We start from the raw sequence: 19784 nt of genomic DNA, 5'->3' as shown, positions 1-19784 counted from the left end.
CTGACCCCGCGTCCGCCCGTGCGCTCGGCACCGGCCGGAGCTACTGCTTCCACCAGGCCGCGGAGACGTCCCGCAGCGTGTTCGTCGCGCAGTGGATCTCACCCATGTTGAGGTGGTACGTGGACCAGTCGTCCAGGTAGGAGACCTTCAGCCCGGCCCCGGCGTACGCGGCGGTCACGGCCTGCGTGAAGATGTCCTTGCCGCCGACCACCGGACCCCACTGGCGCGGCGCCAGGTAGTGCTTCCGGTCGAGCAGGATGCCGTTCACCGCGCCCGGCACGTACGCGCTGGCCCGCGTGGCCGCCTCTCCGGCGGTCCCGCCGCCGGCCAGCACGTCGAGCAGTCCCTGCTGACCGAGGCTGCTCGTCTCCTCCGGTGCCTGGAACCGTCCGCCCAGCTGCTTCAGCAGCGGCATGCGTGTCTTGTCCCCGGAGGAGTCCTCCTGCAGCGTGCCCCGCGTGAACAGGGCCGGCACCCGGACGATCTCGTCGTCGGTGACGCCCGTCTCCCGCTTGAGGACGTCCAGGTTCGCCTCGATGCGCTCGGCGGCGCGGGTGTTGTCGGCGGCCCACGTGCGCGAGGCGAGGACCTGGTCGATGGTCTCGGTGGGAGCGGGGACGTCGGGCGTACCGGGCACCGAGAACATCTTCGTGGAGCCGTGGCCATCGCGCTGGGCGTCGCGCAGCAGTCGCATTCCCGCCTCGGGGTCGGCGACGCCGATGCGCCAGCCGCGCGGGGTGTCGGCGGGCAGGAACTGCACGAACTCGTCGACGTGGCCGACGTAGAGCCAGGAGGTGTCCAGGAGCAGCGGGTCCTGGAGTCCCTGCGACCTCAGCAGCGTTCGCATGGCCTGCGCCGGCTTCGAGCCGTTGTCCTTGCGCTCGCCCATGATGACGCGGCCCGCCGGGAAGGATTCCCCACCGTGCGTGTAAGGCGGGATGGTCTCCAGGTTGCCCATGGAGTTCAGCGTCCACTCCTCCGAGTCGCGCACACCGGAGACCTGCACCGCTCCGACGTTCGGCCCGCGCAGCTTCTCGAACAGCTCGCGGCCGGCCTCGCGATCCGGCTGGGCGGAACGCAGCATGATCCGCATCGCTTGGCGGTGCCCGTCCGCTCCGGTCATGCTGACGTACGCCGGCTCGACGAAGTCCTGCGCCCAGATCTCGTCGTATCCGTCCAGGGTCACGAGTGGTTTCGTGACGCCGGCCGCCTTCACCGCCTTGCCCAGGCTGTTCACGAACTCGTGCTGACCGCGAGCGAAGTCGGTGTTGACCGGTAGCTTCGAGACCATCACCTGCTCGGTCTTCTGGAGGTGATGCTGGGTCAGCAGCGGAGCGGTCCGCAGGGTGATCTCGTCGGAGGAGAGGCCGTCGGAGGACGTCACGGACAGCCGGATGCGCACCGTCCCGTCCCAGACGGCGTTGTCGCGGATGATGTCGGTCGCCTCGACACCGAACACCGCGCCCGAGCGCAGCGCGGCGGCAGACAGGCGGGTGCCGGGCTCGACCGGCACCCACGTGTCGCCCCGCTGCAGGAACACCCGGGAGTGGGCCGCTCCCGCGCTCACGCTCACCCTGCCCGTGGCGCCGTCGGGGAGGTCCTTCATCGGCACGGAGCGCACACGGGCCAGGTCGGCGGCGTCGGCGGCGCCGTTGACCCGGGTGTCGGTGGCGTCGTTGCAGGACGCCAACTCCTCGTCGGTGAGCGGCTTGCCGTCCGAACCTGTGACCGGGCAGCGCTTGCTGTCGTCGTCGATGTTGGGCAGGACGACCGCTCCGCGCCCGGTCGACCAACTGTCCTCACCGGTGGTGTCGCTCTCGCCGAGGACGTCGACCGTACCGTCACGGTTGACGTCGGCTCGCAGGTCGGCTCGGTCCGGGCCGTCCGGCCCGCTGGCCAACGCGGGCACGGCCAACACGGAACCCGCTGCGGCGAGCGCGAGGAGCACCGGAACGGTGCGGCCTTTGCGAGTCGCCCGGTGCCGCTTCTGTATGTGGGAACGTGAACGCACGTCACGTCCTTTCAAGTTTCAAGTAATGGGGGGTGGAAGGGACCCTAGACGTGTTACGGATGGGTAATCCTCGCGAGAGGAGCGGCTTCTGTGGGAGGCGTGTGATTTTTCTGTGCCGGGTGCTTGCCGGGTGCTTGGTGGGAGGAGGTTCAACCGGCCCTGGTCGGCAACGGCGCCCCGTGGCGTGACCGTCGAGCGACTCTGAACCGGTACGCGCGACGGCACCGCGCTCGGAAGGCCGACGATCCAGAGTGAGGACAGCCGGAGCGTCAATCGGGGATCGGGTCAGACCCTCGAGCGGTGTCTCCCGCATCCTCACAGTCGGGGATCTTGAGACGTTGTCGTCCGCCCAGCTCGCCGAGAGGTACGGCGGTAGCCCTTACCCGAAGCCGCGTTCATCGGTGGCCGCCTGCTTCTCCTTCGCGTGGCAGGTGACGAGGGTTGTGTCATGTCCAGGAGCAGGCCGGGTGGGCCAGTGGTCGTCTGCACGGGGCCGCAGGTGTGCCGCACCTGGTCTCGGCCGCCTGCAGCCAGCCGACTTCCCGGGCAGCAGCTCTCGCCGGGTGCAAGCGGGCGACTGCGGCTGGGGCGGGGCCCCGCCGGTAGGCGCCAGCGGGTCGTAGTGGAGGTGACCGGGCCGAAGACCTCCGTCTGATCCCGCGACAGGGCCGGATCCGATATCGGCTCGCCGCCGCCGGTGAGCATCACCGCCAGATCGACCGCCTGCGCACGGGTCAGCGCCCGGTGCCACACGATCGCAGCCTGCGCGGCGCGTCTGCGAACGCGCCGGTCAGGCCCGTGGCATCGGCGAGGCCGGTGAGGTCGGACGGCGGACGGGATCCCGAGCGGGCGACGACTCCGACGCCTCGGTACTCGTCCGGGCCGCCGCGCTGTGTCGCCCCGGCCCGGACGCCACATCCCGGGCCCCTGGACAAGGAGTTGAGCCCGTCGTTATCTGATTGATCATCAATTTGCTTGAAATTACAAGTATGTTGTGCCCATGCTGTGATCCATCTCCTGGACTCCTGATTCATGGAGGAACAACCGTGTCATCCAACCCCCCACCGACCCCGCGCTCGAGAGCGCGCAGACGACTGGCTGTCGGAGCCCTGGTCACCGCACTGTTCGGCCAGTTGCTCACCGGGACCGCCGTCGCCACCCCCTCGGCCAAGCCCGCGTCGCCCGGGCGCATAGCCTGGAAACCCTGTGAATCACCCACCGGCCAGGGCACCTTCGAGTGCGCCACTCTCAAGGTGCCCGTGGATTGGAACCGACCCCACGGCGCCACCATCGACCTGGCCCTCGCCCGTCACCTGGCCACCGACCCCGAGCGCCGGATCGGCTCGCTGCTGATCAACCCCGGTGGCCCGGGCGGCTCCGGTGTGGACTTCGCGCTCGACGCTCCCGACTCCTTCTCGCCCGAACTGCTGAAGCGGTTCGACATCGTGGGCTTCGACCCACGCGGCGTCGGCCGCAGCAACCCGGTGATGTGCGACACGGACCTGCTGACGGCCCAGGGTGAGTTGCTCTACCCGGACAGCGACTCCTCCTTCGACGACCTCCGCGAGGCGAACCGCGCGCTCGGCGAGAACTGCCGCGACCTGACCGGGCCGCTCGTCGACCACATGGACACCGGCAGCGTCGTCCGCGACATGGACGCGATCCGCGCCGGACTCGGCGAGCAGCGGATCAGCTACTACGGCATCTCCTACGGCACCTTGCTGGGCCAGCAGTACGCCGAGCGCTATCCGCACCGCGTCCGCGCGATGACCCTCGACTCCAACATGGACCACAGCCTGGGCATGTGGGACTTCCAGAAGACCGAGACCAGGGCATTGGAGGAGGCGTACGGCCAGTTCGCCGACTGGTGCGCCCGTACGCCGTCCTGCGCGCTCCACGACCAGGACGCCCGCGCCCTGTTCGGGTCGCTCTACAAACGCGCGGACGCCGGTGAGCTGGTCCTTCCGGGGGACCCGCCCCACACGGTCACTCCCCAGGAGGTCCAGAGCCTCATCGTGGGCCCCCTGTACAGGCCGTCCACCTGGTTCCAGTTGGCGAAGGATCTCGCCGACATGGACGCCGCAGCGCCGGCGACGGCACGGTCGCTCCCGAAGTACGGCGAGCCGACGGACTACCCGTTCTTCTCGGTGGTGTGCCAGGACTACGACTTCGACGTTCCCGCGTACGCCACCCTCGCGGGCTTCGAACGTGAGCTCGTCCGCCTCGCCCCCGTCACCCGCGTCAGCCCCATCGGCTGGACGGTCCAGACCGGCTGCCAGAACTGGCCGACCGAGGTGACCAATCCGCCGCGCCGGCTCCACGTCGACGGGACCCCGCCGATCCTGATGGTCAACAGCCGTTTCGACCCGGCGACGCCGTACGAGTGGGCCTCCAACGCGGCCCGCCAGATCGGCCGCGAGGCGGTGCTCCTCACGTACGACGGTGTCGGCCACGCCGTCTACTATCGGAGCCCGTGCGCGCGTGACGCCATCGACACCTACCTCCTCACCCTGAAGACCCCCCGCAAGGGCACCCACTGCCCCGCGGTCTGGCCGACCGAGCCCTCCGCCAAGCGGCAGTCGCCGAGCGGCGGCCTCACCGACCCGCTGCCCGAGAAGCTGAGCACGGGGCCGTACCGGCCAACGGCGTGACGCGGTCTGATCCGAGCCGGTCCTGAGCGACGGGCGGATCCGGCCCTTCAGGAACGATCACCGCGGACCACGCCCCACCACCGCAGCGAATCGCGCAGCAGAGTCATAGACGGGGACAGAACTCACCAACCCTGAAGGGTCCGGGTTCAGAGGCCGCCGACACTCCGCGTTGTGGCGACCGTCAGCGGCCCGTTCCGCCAAGCCCACGGGCAGCTAGCCGCGCCCTTATGGTGCGGATGTGGTGCCCGCCCCGCCCATCGGTCTAGACAACAAAGAACCCCCGGGTCATTGACCTGGGGGTTTCGCATGGAGCAGATGACGAGAATCAACTCGCAGCCTCAGCTTGGGAAGCCATGGCGCTTGGGCAGGCACATGGCTTCTGACCTGGGCATATGCTCTCTTGGCTGGTGCCCGGCAGCGCATGGTCGCCGGCTGTTGACCGCGGTTCTCCGCTCTTATGGGCACGCTGTGGGCACGGCTTCGAAAGGCGGCGGGCAGGGCGTCTGGGTCTCCGAGATGACCTGGGCCGCGGCCACCCCCGCCCAGCCCACTCGGCCAGTTCGTCCCCACCGACGCGCACGGCCTCACCGGCCAGCAGGCCACCGCCCTGCGCCTGCTCGCCGAGGGCCACACCGACGAGGCCATCGCCAAGCGCCTCGGAGTGTCCCACCGCACCGCCCGCCGCATCGCCTTCGAACTGATGGACCGTCTCGGCGCGCGCAGCCGCTTCGAGGCCGGCGTACGCGCCGTCCAGCAGCGCTGGCTCCCGGCCCACCCGTGACCCACGTCCATGCCGGACAGCCGCCTGTCGACAAGACGTGTGGGGCCTACGTGATCGGCCGAGCGGCGTCACACCACAGCGCCTGAATCCCGCGCCCGCCCGCGTCGCTGAGTCTGGTCAGGTGACACCTTGGCGGCATTGAGTCCCTCGGTGAGGCCAGGCGGCAGGTCGGCCTCACGCTGAAACGCGACGAGATGGCCAATGGAGCACATCCGAGCCGGGGCCGCGACCGTACGTACCGCCGCCCTGCCGAATGTCCGGAAGCCCGCCGGGCCCTGTGACGCGTACTCAGGACGGGGTGTCGAGCAGGCGCTTGGGGTGCATGCCCTCGACCATCCCGACGAAGGGCGGATGGATGCTGTAGCCGAGCATCCGGCGGATGTCCTCGGACACCACTCGGACGGTGTCCCGGGTGGTGGAGAGGTTGAACGCCTCCTGCGGCCGCAGCCATGGCTCGCAGTACTGGGCCGTAACCGCCAGGCGGGCACGGTCGGACGCGTTGGCGCCGCCCCCGTGCCACAGGGTGCCGACGAAGAAGACGCACGAGCCGGGCGGCATGACGGCCTGCACCCGGGCGTCGTCGTCGGCCGGTTGGCGACTGTCGTCCCAGCGGTGGCTGTCCGGCAGGACCACGGTGGCCCCGTTTTCCTGGGTGAAGGCGTCGATGGACCACACCGTGGCGGCGCTGAGCGGCGGCCGGGGGCGGGGCAGGGGGTACATGCCGTCGTCGTGGTGCAGCAGCTGGGCGTCCTCGCCGGGGAGGATGTTGATGACCTGGAGTTGGGAGAGCAGGTAGTTGGGCAGCAGCAGCCGGTCCAGCAGGGCCAGTACTCTCGGGTGGTCGACCATGCGGTCACAGGCCCGGGTCTTGTTGAGGACGCTGTAGACGCGCTGGGTCAGGTGGCCCTCGAAGGTGTTGCGTCCGGTGTTGTTCAGCAGGGGCACCACGGCTGCCCGGATTTCCTCGCACTCGGCTTCGGTGAGGAGGTTGTCCAGGATGACGTGTCCGTCGCGCTGCAGCGCGGCGAGGTCGGCGTCGACCACAGCGTCGGGGACTGTGGCTCCACTGCTTTGTGTGGACCTGTGCCGTCGAGCCAGGTCGGCATGGAGGCCGTCGAGCGAGTCGATGGTGTCCACGCGGTTGTTGCCGGGGGCAGGGGCGGGCTTGTGAGACATGGTGTTGTGCTCTCCTCAGGAGAGGGACGGTGGTGGGATCAGTCCCACGGCGCCGGAGACGAAGGCCCACAGTTGGGCGACGAGGTCCTCGGACGGCGGACGCGGGGTGCGGGTGAGGGCCGTGGAGATCACGGCGTGAGTGCCGCCGAGTGTGGCCGCGGCGAGGAATTCCGGGTCGCGGGCGGCCGGGAGTTCGCCGGCGTGCTGGGCGTGCGCCATGTTGCGTGCGCCGAGTTCGATGAGCGTGTGCAGTTGACGGGTGTTGGCCGTGGCGACCTCCGCGTCGCCGGTCAGCCCTCCCAGCAGAACGGGCGCCAGAGGCTCGGCGTACAGGAAGGCCACCCAGTCGCGAATCCGTTGCTGTTCCCGCTCGGCCCAGGTGGTGCAGTCGTACTCGCGCAGGGCCGCAGCCGCACCGAGCCGCTGGTAGAAGTCGTCCAGCACCGCGATCAGCAGACCGCTGCGGGTGCCGAAATACCGGTAGGGCAGACCTGTGCTCACCCCGGCCCTGCGCGTTACCGCGGCCACCTCCAGCTCGCCGGTGGCGGCGAGCTCTTCGGCCGCGGCGCGCAGCAGCTTCTCCCGCGAGCTCGCGGATCGTGACGTCCTCGGTTCGGCCATGAGGCCCAGTATAAGTTGAGCTCAACTCAATTGTCCACGGGGCGGGTCGCCCTTGCCCCAGAGGAGATCACGGGTCGGAACACGGAGGAGCGCGTCGGACGACTTCTCCGCGCGCTCCCGTGTGCCGTTGGGCTCACGGACGCCGAACGGAACCATACGGTCGGTCCCGCACAGGCCACACAGCATCCGCCCCACGGTGGGTCATTGGGTCAGCACTTCCAGGTCGCCCAGTAGAACTGGCCCTTCAGTTCGCCGTTGCCCTTCAGGTAGACGGGGGTGTCGACGTGCACGCCCGTGGAGCCCTGGCCGGGGTAGTACCAGAAGTAGCGGCCTTGCTTGCGCTTGCCGTAGTGGACCTCCAGCCAGCCCTGGGAGTGGTGGACGTACGGGGCGAACCACCAGGCGCCCCGCTGGCCGGCCGGGATGGTCGAGGTGTGGGTCTCGGTCGCGGTGCGGGTGCTGCCCACGGTCCAGGTCTCGGACTGCGAGGAGCTCGCCTTCACCCCCGCCACGAGCTTGTCCTCGAACCCGACGGACACCTCCACGGACGTCGACTGCTCGAAGGAGTACTGGGTGCTCATGGTGTTGGTGTTGGTGTTGGTGTCGGTGCGGGTGAGGGTCAGGTCCCGGTTGCTGGCGCAGTTGTTGATCACGTTGGAGACCTGGCGGCGCTTGCCTAGCGCGGTCCAGGCGTTCACCTCGTGGTACTGGCACATGTCGGTCTTGCCGTGGTCGCAGTCCCAGATCACGTCCGGCTTGTCGTCGCCCCAGCCGGGGCTGGTGTTGGCGCTCTCTTCTCGAAACCGCTGCCGCCCTTCCCCATGTGCCGGGCTCTCCCCGGCTCGGAGTACTACGGCGGCTCCGCCCCGTCCCGGCCCGATCGGCCGACGATGGCCCCAGCCCATCCGCCGTGCTGGAGGCGCGGTTTGAGGGCGGGACCGGGACGGTTCCCGTGTTCACTCGCTGTTCGATCGTCGAAGTAGGAGCCCGGCTATACCCCTGCGGCCTCGCCACGGCTACCCCGCAGCACTTCACCGTGGCCTCCCCGCACGACCGCAACAGATCGCTCGGGGAGTTCCCCGCCAGCCGAATATCCAGCAGGGACGCACCCGCATCCAGCCCAGATCCACCAGGTTCGAGCTGGCGTGCCTTAAGGAGGCGTAGACGCCGGTTCCTCGCGTACTCCTCTCCGTCTCGCTTGCCGGACCCGCACCATCTGGCAGTACTGGCACGTCCCGGCTTTGTCGGGGCTGCTTCCCGCCGCCCCCGGCACCTCCCGGTTCAGGCTGCCCCAGCTTCAACCGCCCTGCTGCGACAGGACGATGGTGGTGGTCTTTCACCTCCACTCGAACAACGAGCGCCTCACGGCGCACACTCAGGCAAGCACAAGGCTCATGGCCTGCTGTTTCTCGCGCTGACCGATGAGAAGGGCAACTTGATCTGGATCTCCGCGGCCAAGCCCGGCCGGTCCAGCGAGATCACCACCGCCCGTCACGGAAGACCGCCTGACCAGTGGTTTTGAAGATGGCGCATGTACATGGAACTGGCGATCCACGGGGGACGTGAACTCCAAGGTCTACCCCATCGAGCATCCACGCCTCCCGTTATGCGAGTCCTCAGTGGTTGTTGTCTTTCCGGTCTTGAGGGCGGCGTTTTCGCTGGTCGGGGGTGGGGTCGGTGATTCTGCGGGAGTGGTGACCTGTCGTGTCGTCGCTTGCCGGGAGGTTGCGGATGCCGTCGGTCGTCGGACTGCTGGAACAGCACGAGCTCGCTGCTCGCCGTCGGGTCGACGGGCTGCGTGAGGAGGCCGACCGTATCCAGGTTGAACTCGCCGTGGCCGAGGAGGAATGGCAGGAGTGGGCGATCGCCCGCAGGCGGGTCGACGCTGTCCTGGCTCCGGACAGCGCCGACACGGAGGCCACCGAGGATCGGCAGGATACGGACGCACAGTCGGCGCCCGGGGTTGTGGCGAAGCCGAGATCGCAGGTGCCGGTGTGGCGTGAAGGGCTGGCCTGGTCGGTGCTGTCGGTGGACTACCAGCGCATCCTGCAGTCGCTCGCGGAGCGGGTCCGGCTGCATCAAGGGCCGCTGACCTGCCAGAAGATGGCCGCTGTATTCGGCATGGAGGTGGTGCCGGCGCGGGTGGAGGCGCTGCGGTCGAAGGCGAAACGCCTGGTCGCGCGTGGCTGGCTGGCCGAGCCCGCGCCGGGCCGGTTCACCCTCGCGAAGGATTTGGGCGGGCCAGGCGGCGGGTCATGAGCCCGATCATCGACCAGTAGATCATCGCCTCGGCGCTGGCGGTGCGGCGCTCATAGTCGCGTGCCAGGCGGCGGGTGCGCATCAGGTGGGCGAAGAGGCGCTCGACGATCCACCGCTTGGGCAGCACCACGAAGCCGCGCATGTCGTCGCTGCGCTTGACGATCGCCAGGACCAGGGCGAGCGTGGCCAGGCAGTGGCCGATGAGGCTGCGGGTGTAGCCGCCGTCCGCCCAGACGAGGGCGAGGCGGTGGTGCGCGTCAGCGACTTGTCGCAGGAGGACCTGAGCGGCGGTGCGGTCGCCGGTGTCCGCGGCGGTGACCATCACGCCCAGCAGCAGGCCGAGCGTGTCGACCACGACGTGCCGCTTGCGCCCGTTGATCAGTTTGCCGCCGTCGTAGCCGCGGCTGTCGGCGCCGACGACGGCATCCGCTGTCACGGACTGCGAGTCGATCACTCCGGCTGTCGGCTCCGCGTCCCGCCCCGCCCGCATCCGGACCTTCGCGCGCAGTCGGTCGTGGAACTCCTTCACCAGCGCGTGATCACGCCAGCGGCGGAAGAACGCGTAGACACGGTCCCACGGCGGGAAGTCGCCCGGCATCGCACGCCACTTGACGCCGTTGTCCACGAGATAGCGGATCGCGTCCAACATCTGCCGGTGGCAGTACGCCTCCGGCTGTCCGCCGCGGCCACGCAGCCAGCCCGGCACCGGCAGCAGCGGGCGCACCACGGCCCACTCGGCGTCCGTCATGTCGGTCGGATACCGGCTCACACGCATCGGGTTGTCGACGGCGTTCCCGAACCGGTGAGCCAGGCAGTCGCACTCCCGGGTGACCAAGCTGGACTGCCGGGACACCGGCACGCAAGACTGCGACACCAGGGCCTCCTGCTACTCGGTGATTCGACACCAACGAGCTGTTCAGGAGGCCCTACTTGTATGCGCCGATCACCCCGCGATCACCCAATCAGGACTCCCGTTCGACCGACAAACCCCAAGATCGGTACGACAACAGCTACTCAGAGCAGTCGGTGGCGCATCTCCATTTTCATGTGGTTCCCCGCTGGCCGGATGACGGATTCTCGACTTGGCCGACGCAGCAATCCCAACATCAGGTCGACGGCGACCCCGTTGGGCAACTCGCCGCCGCCATGACGGCCAGCCACCACACAACCGGCAACTACTGAAGTCGCTGGTGCTCCTGATCGCCGGATTTGCTCGGACGGTGCCCATGATCACGCGGAATTGCTCACGAAGCTGCGGATCCTCGAGATCTATAGGGACCGCGTCTTCGTGAGCACTGGCTCCTGCGGAGATGACGTTTCCGCACGGCGCGGACACTGCTCGCGGGGGCCGATCATGAGCAGAAGGTCGCAGTGCGCTGCCTTCGGTGCTAGCCCTGCGTGACCTGTCAGTGGCCAGCGGATCTTCCCGGCTGGCGGCCAGTGCGGTGCGGGCTGGTGGCCACGACGGCTCCGGGTGGGCGGCCATCAGGTGACAGTGTGTGGTCGGTGTCGGTCGTCTCCGGGGCACCGGGCCGGGGGCGTTCGGGCTTCGTTATCGGCCTCCGGTTCGTCGGGCTCCGGAATCAGGCCGGTGGGTCCGGGCTGAGCCAGGACCGTGACCGGCGCAGGCGGCAGTCGTTCTGGATCATGGCCGTCCGGCCGGCTTCCTGAGCGAAAGGGCGGCCGGGCGATGCCGACACCGCCGAAGACCAGCCGCCCGCTCCGCCTGCCCTCGGCTCAGCTGGAGTCCGGTGGCGGCACCGGGCCGCTGACTGTGCACCCGAAGGTGTTCCGCGACGAACTGGCAGCCGCCGCGGACTGGGTCGCCGACTACCTTGGCCAGATCACACAGCGTCCGGTGGCCCGGCCCATCCCGCCGGCGCACCGGCAGGCCCTGGCAGCCGGGATACTCCGCAGGTGGGCCAAGACCTGGGCGCCCTGCTGGAGTTCGTCGACCAGGCGATCGCCCCGTACCCGACCGGCAACGGCCATCCCGCCTGCCGGGGTGATCGCCGAACTGCTGGCCACCGCGGTCAACGCGACCTGCGGCATGGGCGAGCACGCTCTGATCGTCGAGCTCGGCGGTGAGCTGGAGCTCCCAGCTACCCGTAACGGGCGCTTCAGGGGCGTGGTCATCCCAGAAGGCTGCGCGGTCAGCGCCGGCCGCCGCCGATGCGGCGGTCGTCGGCCAGTGCGGTAAGCGGGCCGAACTCGCGGGCAAGCTGGTTCCACGTCAGAACCTCGCCACAGCGGGCCGGGAAGTCCTTCGGGTTGAACTCGGGCATGGTCCAGGTGCCAGTGCCCCGGTCCCGCAGCCACAGATCCCCGTCACCGTCGACCACAGTCGGCGGGACCGGTACGGGCTCGGCCTCATCGGTGGGCTCCCAGGTGACCCGGCCCGGGTGGGAAACGCGGCGCAGCTCGGTGGTGGCCAGCCGCGCGGCCAAGTCACGGGTGGACTCTTCGGAGTCCTTGACCGACGCGAGTCGGAATGCGTCGTCAAGTACGGGCAGGGCTGGATTCTTGCTGCGCTTTGAACTCATACGCTGACTACCTCCGGTGGGGGGCGTCACATCCGTTATGGCACCCCGTAGAGGAACACGGTATCCGAGGCGGGAGCCGGGCCGGCTACGACCACTGTCCAGGTGGAGGTGCTGGCACACCGGGCGGTGGGGCTAGGTGGTGAGGTGGTCCTGGACGTGGCGCAACCCGTGGTGGTAGCGCTCAGATATGGCGGTCCGGGTCTGAGAAGGTAAGGCCGCCGGGGGCGAGCGGACGTCGGGCCGGGGCGGGTGCGGGCTCGGGTTCGCCGGGCGGCTGGCGGTTCACGCACCCCGAAGTCGACTCTGACGCCTGAGCACCCGCTGCCCCCTCGACAGGTCGTCCGGGGGATGCCGAGAGTGAGGAGCTGGCAAGCGGCGCGTTGGGCATCCCGGTACCATCACCGCGCTCGCTACCGAGCGTTACCGCTGCCCATGATCACGCGGAAGTGTCCAAACGGTGCCCATGATCACGCGGAAATGTCCACGGAATCGCGGAACCTACAAGATCTGGGCGGGTGAGAACAGCGCGCAGGCTGCGCCCGAAGTTCCAGGCATGCCGCCGAGCACGTGCTTCCAGGACGTCGTAGGAGTCCTGGCGGGTCATCTGGTCTCGGTGTTTGCGGTAGCGGTAGACCGGGACGGGCAGCAGGATGCCGGGCGCGAGGCAGGTGACGCCGATCGCGGCCATGTAGTCCTCGCCCTGGACGAGCCCGCCCATCGGGGCTGCGCGTACGAGATCGGTGCGCGCGAGGATCGTGGTCGGACCGATCGGGATGGTGTCCTCGGGCCGCTTCCAGTAGGTCCACACGTCTCCGGCCGCGTGCTGGCCGGGTGGTGTCGGGCAGTGCCACAGGGAGGTCGAACCGTCCGGGTGAAGATCCTGGCTGTGTCCCGCGCACCAGCCGACGCCCGTGGTCTCCAGGGTGTGCAGCCGTACGGTCATGGCGTCGTCGGTGAACTCGTCGTCATCGTCGGCCCAGTTGACGTACTCGGTGCGCACCTCGTTCAGGGCGAGGTTGCGGGCGCAGGCGGCTCCGACCGGCCGGGGCAGCGCGAGGACGCGGACGCGCGGGTCGTCGGCGAGCGGCGCCGGCAGACGCGCGGGATCCGCGCCGTCGAGCGCGATCACCGCCTCCCACGCGACGTTCTGGCGAGTGAGGCTGGAGTGCATGGCGGTCAGGCGGGCGAGGCGGTTGGTGTGCAGGCGGGTCGCGATGACGACCGTGATCAGGGGCGTGGGCAGGGCAGACTCCGTGGAGCGCGGGCGGGAGGGTTCAACGGCGCGGGGCTGTGAGGGACGTGCCCGGGCGGTGCGGGAGTCGGCGCTGACCGGTGCGTTGGCTGGGGCGGGCCAGTGCGCCGGGTGGTTGCTGAAGCGGGTGCGGGGGTCGGTGTCCCGGCCGACGAGGGGACCGGCACCGGCATGGGGCGCGCTGATCACTTCGATGCCGCTGTTGCGCAGGACGTAGCCCCATTGCACGTCCTGGTGGGCGGCGGTCTGCGCGGTGACGGTCATACGGACCGGCGGCGAGCGGTCCGGGGTGATCATGTCGTCCAGGGTTTGGCTGGGCCAGTGTTCGCCGCCGGTCAGCGCGGCGACGATCTCGGGTGGGGCGCCGTCGAGGAGGTCGGTGCCCAGCTCGTCCCAGCCGACGGTGACGCCGTCCACGAGATGCTGTGCCATGGTCTGGATGTCACGGGCGAACCGGTGCTGGAAGGCGGCGAGGAGCAGAGGGAGTTTCTCGCTCGGTCGGCCGTCGAGGTGGACGTATATGCCGTCGTAGCCGGTCTCGGTGGGGCGGGCGATGAAGGAGCGGGTCGACAGGAGGGTTCTCCGAGGAGTCGGGGTTACCGGCTGCAGGCAGGGCCGGTGGGCGGCTGCGGCGGCGAAGCGGGAGGAAGGCCGGACGCGGCTGGGGACGGGCCCGGCGGCGCAAGGGCCGGTGCAGGGGCGGGACCGTACTCGGCGCGCAGGATCGTCAGGTCGGCTTCGTCCGCGAGGGCCAGCACGGACAGACTGCGGCTGGCCGCCTCCATCAGCAGCTTGGAGGGGGAACCCTTCTCCGCTCCGCGGTGCTGGTCGCGCCAGCGGGCGGCGGCATCCAGGTAGTCGCTCACCGCTCTGAGCACGGGTTCGGCGGCATCCAGCAGACGCTGGGTGACGGCACTGGCCTGCGCGGGAGTCTCGGCGGCTGCGAGCGCGTCGAGGTACGGGGCCAGTTCCGGGTTCGGCAGGGGCCCGGTGGGCAGCGGGTGTTCGGTGAGGAACGGCTCGGCGTCCCGCCGTGCCCAGCGCAGCAGATCGCCTTTGGTGGCGAAGCCGTAGCGCGCGGCGGCGATCTGGTCGGCGTCGCGGCCGGCGTTGTCGCACAACTCGAAGTCGGCATGCTGCATGGAGGGTTCCTGGTCGGCGTGGTCGGAATCGGTGGTGAAGCTGCCGGCGACTGCCGTACGCAACACGTCGGCCGGGGTGGTCACGGTGCTGGTGGAGGTGGCGTCGACGGCGGTGGCACAGCCCCCGGCGGCGGGTGGCGGGCTTCGGGCTCAGGGGCGGCGGCGTACTGGGCGGGTACTGCTCTCGACGGCCCGCCGGGGCTGCTCGACGACAGCAGGCGCCGGGGCCGCCCCCTGGCCGGGCGGAGTGTCAGTGAGTCGGCCGGTGACGGCGGCCAGTGCACGCTTCAGGCTGCGCAGAGCGGCGGCGTGGCCGAGCGTGACGTTCAGCCGGGTCTCGGCCGGGGTGGCGATGCCGGGGCGGGGCGTGAGCCGGTGGGCGTCGGTGAGGCCGGTCACCGCCGTGCTCAGATGGGCGGCTGTCCGGTTGGTGTGTTCGAGCGCGGAGGCAAGCTGGACTAGGTAGGTGCGTCCTGCGTCGGTGGTGGCGAGGGGGCTGTCGGCTGACCGGCGTATCTCGCCCATCAGGCCGGAGGACAGGTTGTACACGGAGACGAGCTGCTGCAGCAGCGGCGCCAGAGCCGCCTGCGGGCTGCCGGTCTGGGGTGTGGCCAGGCCGGCGGCGGTCTGCTGGATACGGCGCTGCCAGGTGGGGAGCTGGGTGTGGATGTCGGCGTCGTCGGTGGGGCTCATCGGCCCCTCCCCTGGCGCGAGTTGACAGGTGGAAGGGGCGGGCGGGAGCGGGGGCCGTCGTCGGAGTGCACGGTGATGTGGAAACCGCGGTGCCGCAGGCCCTGCAGGCTCGTGACCAGTCGGCGCTTGGCCTGCTCGGGGGTGAGGGTGTCCGGCAGTGGCATTCGCCGGTGGCGGGGTCGAGTAGGAAGCCGCCGTGCGTGAGCAGGTCGATGAAGACGCCGATGTAGCCGGTGCGGATCCGCGGACGCTGCTGGGCGTCGAAGGCGACGTGGACCTGGACGGGGCCGAGGCTGCTGCGCCGGATCGGGGTCGGCGACGCGAAGCGGTAGTCGAGCAGCGCGGTTTTTGCACTGGGTGGGCCGAGAGGAAGGCGCCTGGCGGACAAAAGCCCAGCTCAGGCGCCTTTTTTCGGGCCCTTAGAAGAAGCCCAGCTTCTTCGGTGAGTACGACACCAGAAGGTTCTTCGTCTGTTGGTGGTACACGGTCAGATGTACTTCTGACCTGCGGAAATGAATGAAATCGCTTGGTGAGGAGCGGAGTTGGCCCGCGTCTGGTCCGGATCTTGCGAGGCGGATCGGGATGTCGGGCATCAATGGCGGGAGCGTCCCGGTGGTACGACTTGGCACAGGTTGTAGATCGCGTCTTATGCGGTCCAGGTGGCCCACGGCAAGGAGACATGCGCAGGGCAGGTGCCTGTATTTCCGGCGCGTTGCCCCTGTTTGTGAGAGGTGAGGAGCCCCTGTCGACATCAGGCTGATCCCGGCCTTCGTCTTCCTCTTGGTCGGCCAGCGCTACCTCGTCAAGGGAACCGCTACCACGGGAATGAAGTAGCCGCACGGCGGGCGATCACGGAACCGACCAACTGGGCGTCTCGTTGGAGTGGCCAATCATGCCGACCGCGTCCCGTACCGAACCGGCATGGTGTCAGTTTCACCATGCGCGCGTCCGGGGCGGGGCAACGGACCTGTGGGCGAGCCTCCGGTCCGGACGGCTGTACTCCCTGAGCCGATGGCTCCCGCGAGACGGCCTGCCTCACATCGAGTTCAACGGCCCTGCCCGGCTTCCGTCGGGACGGGGTCCGCGCTCTCCCGCAACTCGCCGAGTATGCGCGCCTGCTCGGCCTGGTAGCGTTCAATGGCCGCGAGTTTGACGCCTTCGTATCCACGGACCGCATCGGGCAGTTCCGCGAGTCGGCGGACTTCGGCCAGGTTTTCCTCGTTCAGGAGAGCGAGCGCGGTGTTGATCGACCCCCGGTACTCGGCGATGAGATCGCGCTCGATGCGTCGCATGTGCTGGAGTCCGAACACATCGAGGCGGGTTCCTCGAACGCGCCGCAGCCCACGCAGCAGTTTGAGGACCGGGCGGAACCAGCTTCCGAGAGCGACCTTCCTTTCCATGCCGAGGGTTCGCAGGACGGGCGGATGCAGACGGTAGGAGCGTCGGCTCCCGCTTCCGAATGCCGCGGTGATGCGGTCGTCCACGGCCGGGTCGATGGCGAGTCGTGCAACCTCGTACTCGTCCTTGTAGGCCATGAGCTTGTGGAGGCAGCGGGCGACAGCCTCGGTCAGCTCGGTCGAGCCGTCGGCGGCAGCGCGCTCCGTGGCCGCCACCGTCTGGACGAAGTCGACGTAGGCGCGGGCGTAGCGCCTGTCCTGGTAGTCGATGAGGTCGGCCACACGCACGGTGATGAGGCGATGCAGCTCCGATTCCTCATCATCGGTGACGAACGCCACGAGTTCGGTGGTCCCCGCGGGCAGCCGCAGTTCCACGTCCGGGAGCGTCGGGTCGGCCAGCGCGGCACTCAGGGCCTCGGGGTCGGCGACCGCCTGGCGGCCTCGCCGGAAGGCCTGCACATTGCGTTCCACGGCGACTGCGTTCAGGGTGATGGCCTCTTCGATGGCTGAAGCCGACATCGGCAGCAGCCCGATCTGGTAAGCGGCGCCCACCAGGAGCATGTTGGCGTACTGCTCGTCGCCGAACAGCTGCTCGGCCAGCGCGCCGGAGTCCAGAGCGATGAGCTGGCGCATCGCGTCGTGGACGGCATGACGTACGACATCGGGAGCCGGGAAGCTGACGGCGGTGTCGACCACCATCTGCCCGGTGGGTATCTCGGTCGTGGTCATGACGGCGACGGTGCGGTCCGCGGAGGCGACGGAGAGGTACTTCGGGTCGGTCGCGACGAGCGGATCGCACGCGAGGTAGAGGTCGCACTGCCCCTCGGCGATCTTGGCGCCCTGTTCGACGACACCCTCGGTGATCTTGATGTCGGAGACGACCGCGCCGCCCTTCTGGGCCAGTCCGGTCTGGTCGAGGCTGCGGGCGTGGCGGCCGTCGATGACGGCCGCGGTCGCCAGCACCTGCGAGATGGTGACGATGCCGGTTCCCCCGATCCCGGTGATCCGCATGCCGAAGGAGTCGGCGCCGGCCGCGCGGGCAGGGTCGGCGATGTCGGTGGCCCCCAGGGCGGGAAGCTCGGCGCGCTTCGGCTTGCCTGCGGGTGTGATGGTCATGAACGCCGGGCAGTCGCCGTCGAGGCACGAGTAGTCCAGGTTGCACGAGGACTGGTCGATCCTGGTCTTGCGGCCGAACTCGGTCGGGACCGGGTGAACCGACAGGCAGTTCGACTTGCGGCCGCAGTCACCGCAACCCTCGCAGATGCGCTCGTTGATCCACACGCGCGTCGTCGGCGCCTCGGCCTTGCCGCGCCGACGCGCACGCCGTTTCTCGGCGGCGCATTCCTGGTCATGGATGAGGACGGTGACACCGGCAGTGGCCTTCAGCTCCGCCAGCGCCTCCTCGATCTCGGCCCGGTCGAGAACCTTCACCGACTTCGGAAGCCGGGCCCGGGGGATGCGGGCCCTGTCCTCGGTCGTGATGATCACCTTGGCGACGCCTTCGTCGAGGAGCGTGGCGGCGAGCCGGTCGACCGGCAGGGCGCCGACGGCGTCCTGGCCGCCGGTCATGGCGACCGTTCCGTTGTAGAGCAGCTTGAACGTGACGTTCACCCCCGCGGCGATCGCCGCCCGCACGGCCAGGCTGCCCGAATGCATGAAAGTGCCGTCACCGATGTTCTGCACGAAGTGGTCGGCGTCGACGAACGGCTCCATCCCGATCCACTGAGCCCCTTCCCCGCCCATCTGGGTCATGCCGACGACCGAGCCGACCTGTGCGGGATCCATGAACACGACCATCGAGTGGCAGCCGATCCCAGCGCCGACCAGTGAGTCCCCGCCGGCGGTGGTCGAGGTGTTGTGCGGACACCCCGAGCAGTAGTAGGGGCTGCGTGCCAGGAGCGGCAGCGACAACGCCGTACGGGCCCTGGGCCGCTGACGCCAGGCGCGGGCGGCTTCGATGCCGAGTGGTGAGAGCACCCTGGACAGTCCGGTGGCGATGCTGTCCGCGTCGAGCTCTCCTGAGCGGCTGAACAGCGACTGCCCGTCCTGGTCCTGTTTGCCGTGGACGAACGGGGCGTTGGGGCGGCTGTAGAGGATCTCCTTGACGGCGGCTTCGAGGAAGGGCCGCTTCTCCTCGACGACGACCAGCTGGTCGAGGCCGTCCGCGAACTCGGTGACGGCGTCGCGTTCGAGGGGGAAGATCATGCCGAGCTTGAGGATCCTGATGCCGTACCGTGCGAGGTCCTTGTCGGTGAGACCGATGGTGCGGAGGGCCTCGCGGACGTCGAGATAGGTCTTGCCGGACGTCAGGATGCCGATCCTGTCCGACGGCCCGCGCTGGACCACGCGGTTGAGGCCGTTGAGCCGGGCGTATTCCACGGCGCGGGGGAGACGTATGTCGTGCAGGCTGCGCTCGAGGGCCATGAGGTTGGCGCCCAGGAGCAGCGAGCTCGGCTTGTGCGGGCTGGGGCCCGCGTCACCCTCGGTGATCGTGATGCGATCGCGCGCCACGACGGCTGTGGACGCCGCGTCCGCCACCGCGGTAGCGATCTTCAGGCCCGACCACAGGCCGCTGAACCGGGAGAGGAGCTGTGCGTGGAGCCCGAAGTCGAGGACATCCTGGGCGTCGGCCGGGTACAGCGTCGGGATCGCCAGGTCCGCGAGCGTCGCCTCGCTGGCACACGGCACGCTGGACGACTTGGCTCCCGGATCGTCGCCGACCAGCGCGACAGCGCCGCCGGAGGGGTCGGTGCCCACCAGGTTCGCGTGGCGGAGGGCGTCGGAGGCGCGGTCGAGGCCGGGGGACTTGCCGTACCAGATGCCCACGACGCCGTCGCACCGTGAGGTGCCGATCTGGCCGGCCAACTGGCTGCCCATGACGGCGGTCGCGGCGAGCTCCTCGTTCAGACCCGGTTTGTGGACGATGTCGTGCTCGTGCAACAACGCCCCGCGTCGGCCCAACTCGATGTCGTAGCCGGCGAGTGGTGATCCCTCGTACCCCGATACGAACGTCGCGGTGTGCAGCCCCTTCCGGCGGTCACGCCTGGACCGGTCCAGGAGAACACGGACGAGAGCCTGGACTCCGGAGAGGTGCACGATGCCGTCTTCGCGGCTATAGCGTTCGTCCAGATGGAAGCCTCGGTCGGCCGGCTGCTCGGTCTCGGTGGTGGATGCAGTCATCGTCCTCTCCCTGACAACAATCTGTGGCACGTATGTCGACCACGTCCGGCCGCGGACCTCAGGGCTGGGGCAGGTATG

The 19784-nt window shown here is 69.3% G+C and carries 14 protein-coding genes and 1 pseudogene; 5 read left to right on the top strand and 10 right to left on the bottom strand.

Annotated elements, in window-relative coordinates:
* Window positions 1–40: 40 nt before the first annotated feature.
* Window positions 41–1993, bottom strand: coding sequence for a protein-arginine deiminase domain-containing protein (locus QA861_RS29190; RefSeq protein ID WP_443041669.1), 1953 nt, complete (start codon window positions 1991–1993; stop codon window positions 41–43).
* A 1064-nt stretch (window positions 1994–3057) separates the two neighbouring features.
* Here QA861_RS29190 and QA861_RS29185 point away from each other — a divergent pair.
* Complete coding sequence (locus QA861_RS29185) at window positions 3058–4662, top strand: alpha/beta hydrolase (protein ID WP_334591671.1); 1605 nt, start codon at window positions 3058–3060, stop codon at window positions 4660–4662.
* Between the two features lie 571 nt (window positions 4663–5233).
* A pseudogene (locus QA861_RS29180) lies at window positions 5234–5443 on the top strand (helix-turn-helix domain-containing protein); the annotation flags it as partial.
* Between the two features lie 288 nt (window positions 5444–5731).
* On the opposite strand, the gene QA861_RS29175 reads toward QA861_RS29180, so the two are convergent.
* The 3 genes from QA861_RS29175 to QA861_RS29165 form a co-directional block, all read right to left on the bottom strand.
* Window positions 5732–6619 carry a phytanoyl-CoA dioxygenase family protein gene (locus tag QA861_RS29175; protein ID WP_334591670.1) on the bottom strand — a complete coding sequence of 296 codons (888 nt, stop codon included), beginning with the start codon at window positions 6617–6619 and terminating at the stop codon, window positions 5732–5734.
* A 15-nt stretch (window positions 6620–6634) separates the two neighbouring features.
* Entirely contained in the window at window positions 6635–7240 is a 606-nt protein-coding gene (locus QA861_RS29170; RefSeq protein ID WP_334591669.1) for a TetR/AcrR family transcriptional regulator, read from the bottom strand.
* Window positions 7241–7449: 209 nt separating this feature from the next.
* Entirely contained in the window at window positions 7450–7989 is a 540-nt protein-coding gene (locus tag QA861_RS29165; RefSeq protein WP_334591668.1) for a hypothetical protein, read from the bottom strand.
* A 982-nt stretch (window positions 7990–8971) separates the two neighbouring features.
* On the opposite strand from QA861_RS29165, the gene QA861_RS29160 reads away from it, so the two are divergent.
* On the top strand, window positions 8972–9499 hold the full coding sequence (locus tag QA861_RS29160) for a hypothetical protein (RefSeq protein ID WP_334591667.1): 528 nt from the start codon (window positions 8972–8974) through the stop codon (window positions 9497–9499).
* Here the strand turns inward: QA861_RS29160 and QA861_RS29155 are convergent.
* Window positions 9456–10373, bottom strand: a complete 918-nt coding sequence (locus QA861_RS29155) for an IS5 family transposase (RefSeq protein ID WP_334591665.1) — start codon at window positions 10371–10373, stop codon at window positions 9456–9458. The genes QA861_RS29160 and QA861_RS29155 overlap by 44 nt on opposite strands.
* Before the next feature lie 56 nt (window positions 10374–10429).
* On the opposite strand from QA861_RS29155, the gene QA861_RS29150 reads away from it, so the two are divergent.
* Together QA861_RS29150 and QA861_RS29145 are read left to right on the top strand one after the other, a co-directional pair.
* Complete coding sequence (locus QA861_RS29150) at window positions 10430–10681, top strand: hypothetical protein (protein WP_334591663.1); 252 nt, start codon at window positions 10430–10432, stop codon at window positions 10679–10681.
* A 508-nt stretch (window positions 10682–11189) separates the two neighbouring features.
* Window positions 11190–11699: a hypothetical protein gene (locus QA861_RS29145; RefSeq protein WP_334591661.1), complete on the top strand. Its 510-nt coding sequence runs from the start codon at window positions 11190–11192 to the stop codon at window positions 11697–11699.
* Here QA861_RS29145 and QA861_RS29140 read toward each other — a convergent pair.
* The 5 genes from QA861_RS29140 to QA861_RS29120 all read right to left on the bottom strand — a co-directional run bounded on the left by QA861_RS29140 (window position 11653) and on the right by QA861_RS29120 (window position 19706).
* Complete coding sequence (locus QA861_RS29140; RefSeq protein ID WP_334591659.1) at window positions 11653–12042, bottom strand: hypothetical protein; 390 nt, start codon at window positions 12040–12042, stop codon at window positions 11653–11655. The genes QA861_RS29145 and QA861_RS29140 overlap by 47 nt on opposite strands.
* A 436-nt stretch (window positions 12043–12478) precedes the next feature.
* Entirely contained in the window at window positions 12479–13273 is a 795-nt protein-coding gene (locus QA861_RS29135) for a glycosyltransferase family 2 protein (RefSeq protein WP_334594874.1), read from the bottom strand.
* Window positions 13274–13890: 617 nt separating this feature from the next.
* A complete protein-coding gene (locus QA861_RS29130; RefSeq protein ID WP_334591658.1) occupies window positions 13891–14520 on the bottom strand; it encodes a hypothetical protein in 630 nt (209 codons plus the stop codon).
* A 66-nt stretch (window positions 14521–14586) separates the two neighbouring features.
* On the bottom strand, window positions 14587–15129 hold the full coding sequence (locus QA861_RS29125; protein WP_334591656.1) for a hypothetical protein: 543 nt from the start codon (window positions 15127–15129) through the stop codon (window positions 14587–14589).
* A 1046-nt stretch (window positions 15130–16175) separates the two neighbouring features.
* Window positions 16176–19706, bottom strand: coding sequence for an indolepyruvate ferredoxin oxidoreductase family protein (locus QA861_RS29120; protein ID WP_334591655.1), 3531 nt, complete (start codon window positions 19704–19706; stop codon window positions 16176–16178).
* Window positions 19707–19784: the final 78 nt, after the last annotated feature.

It is taken from the genome of Streptomyces sp. B21-083 (genome assembly GCF_036898825.1).
Lineage (GTDB): Bacteria > Actinomycetota > Actinomycetes > Streptomycetales > Streptomycetaceae > Streptomyces.
This window is presented reverse-complemented; position numbering and strand designations above follow the sequence as displayed.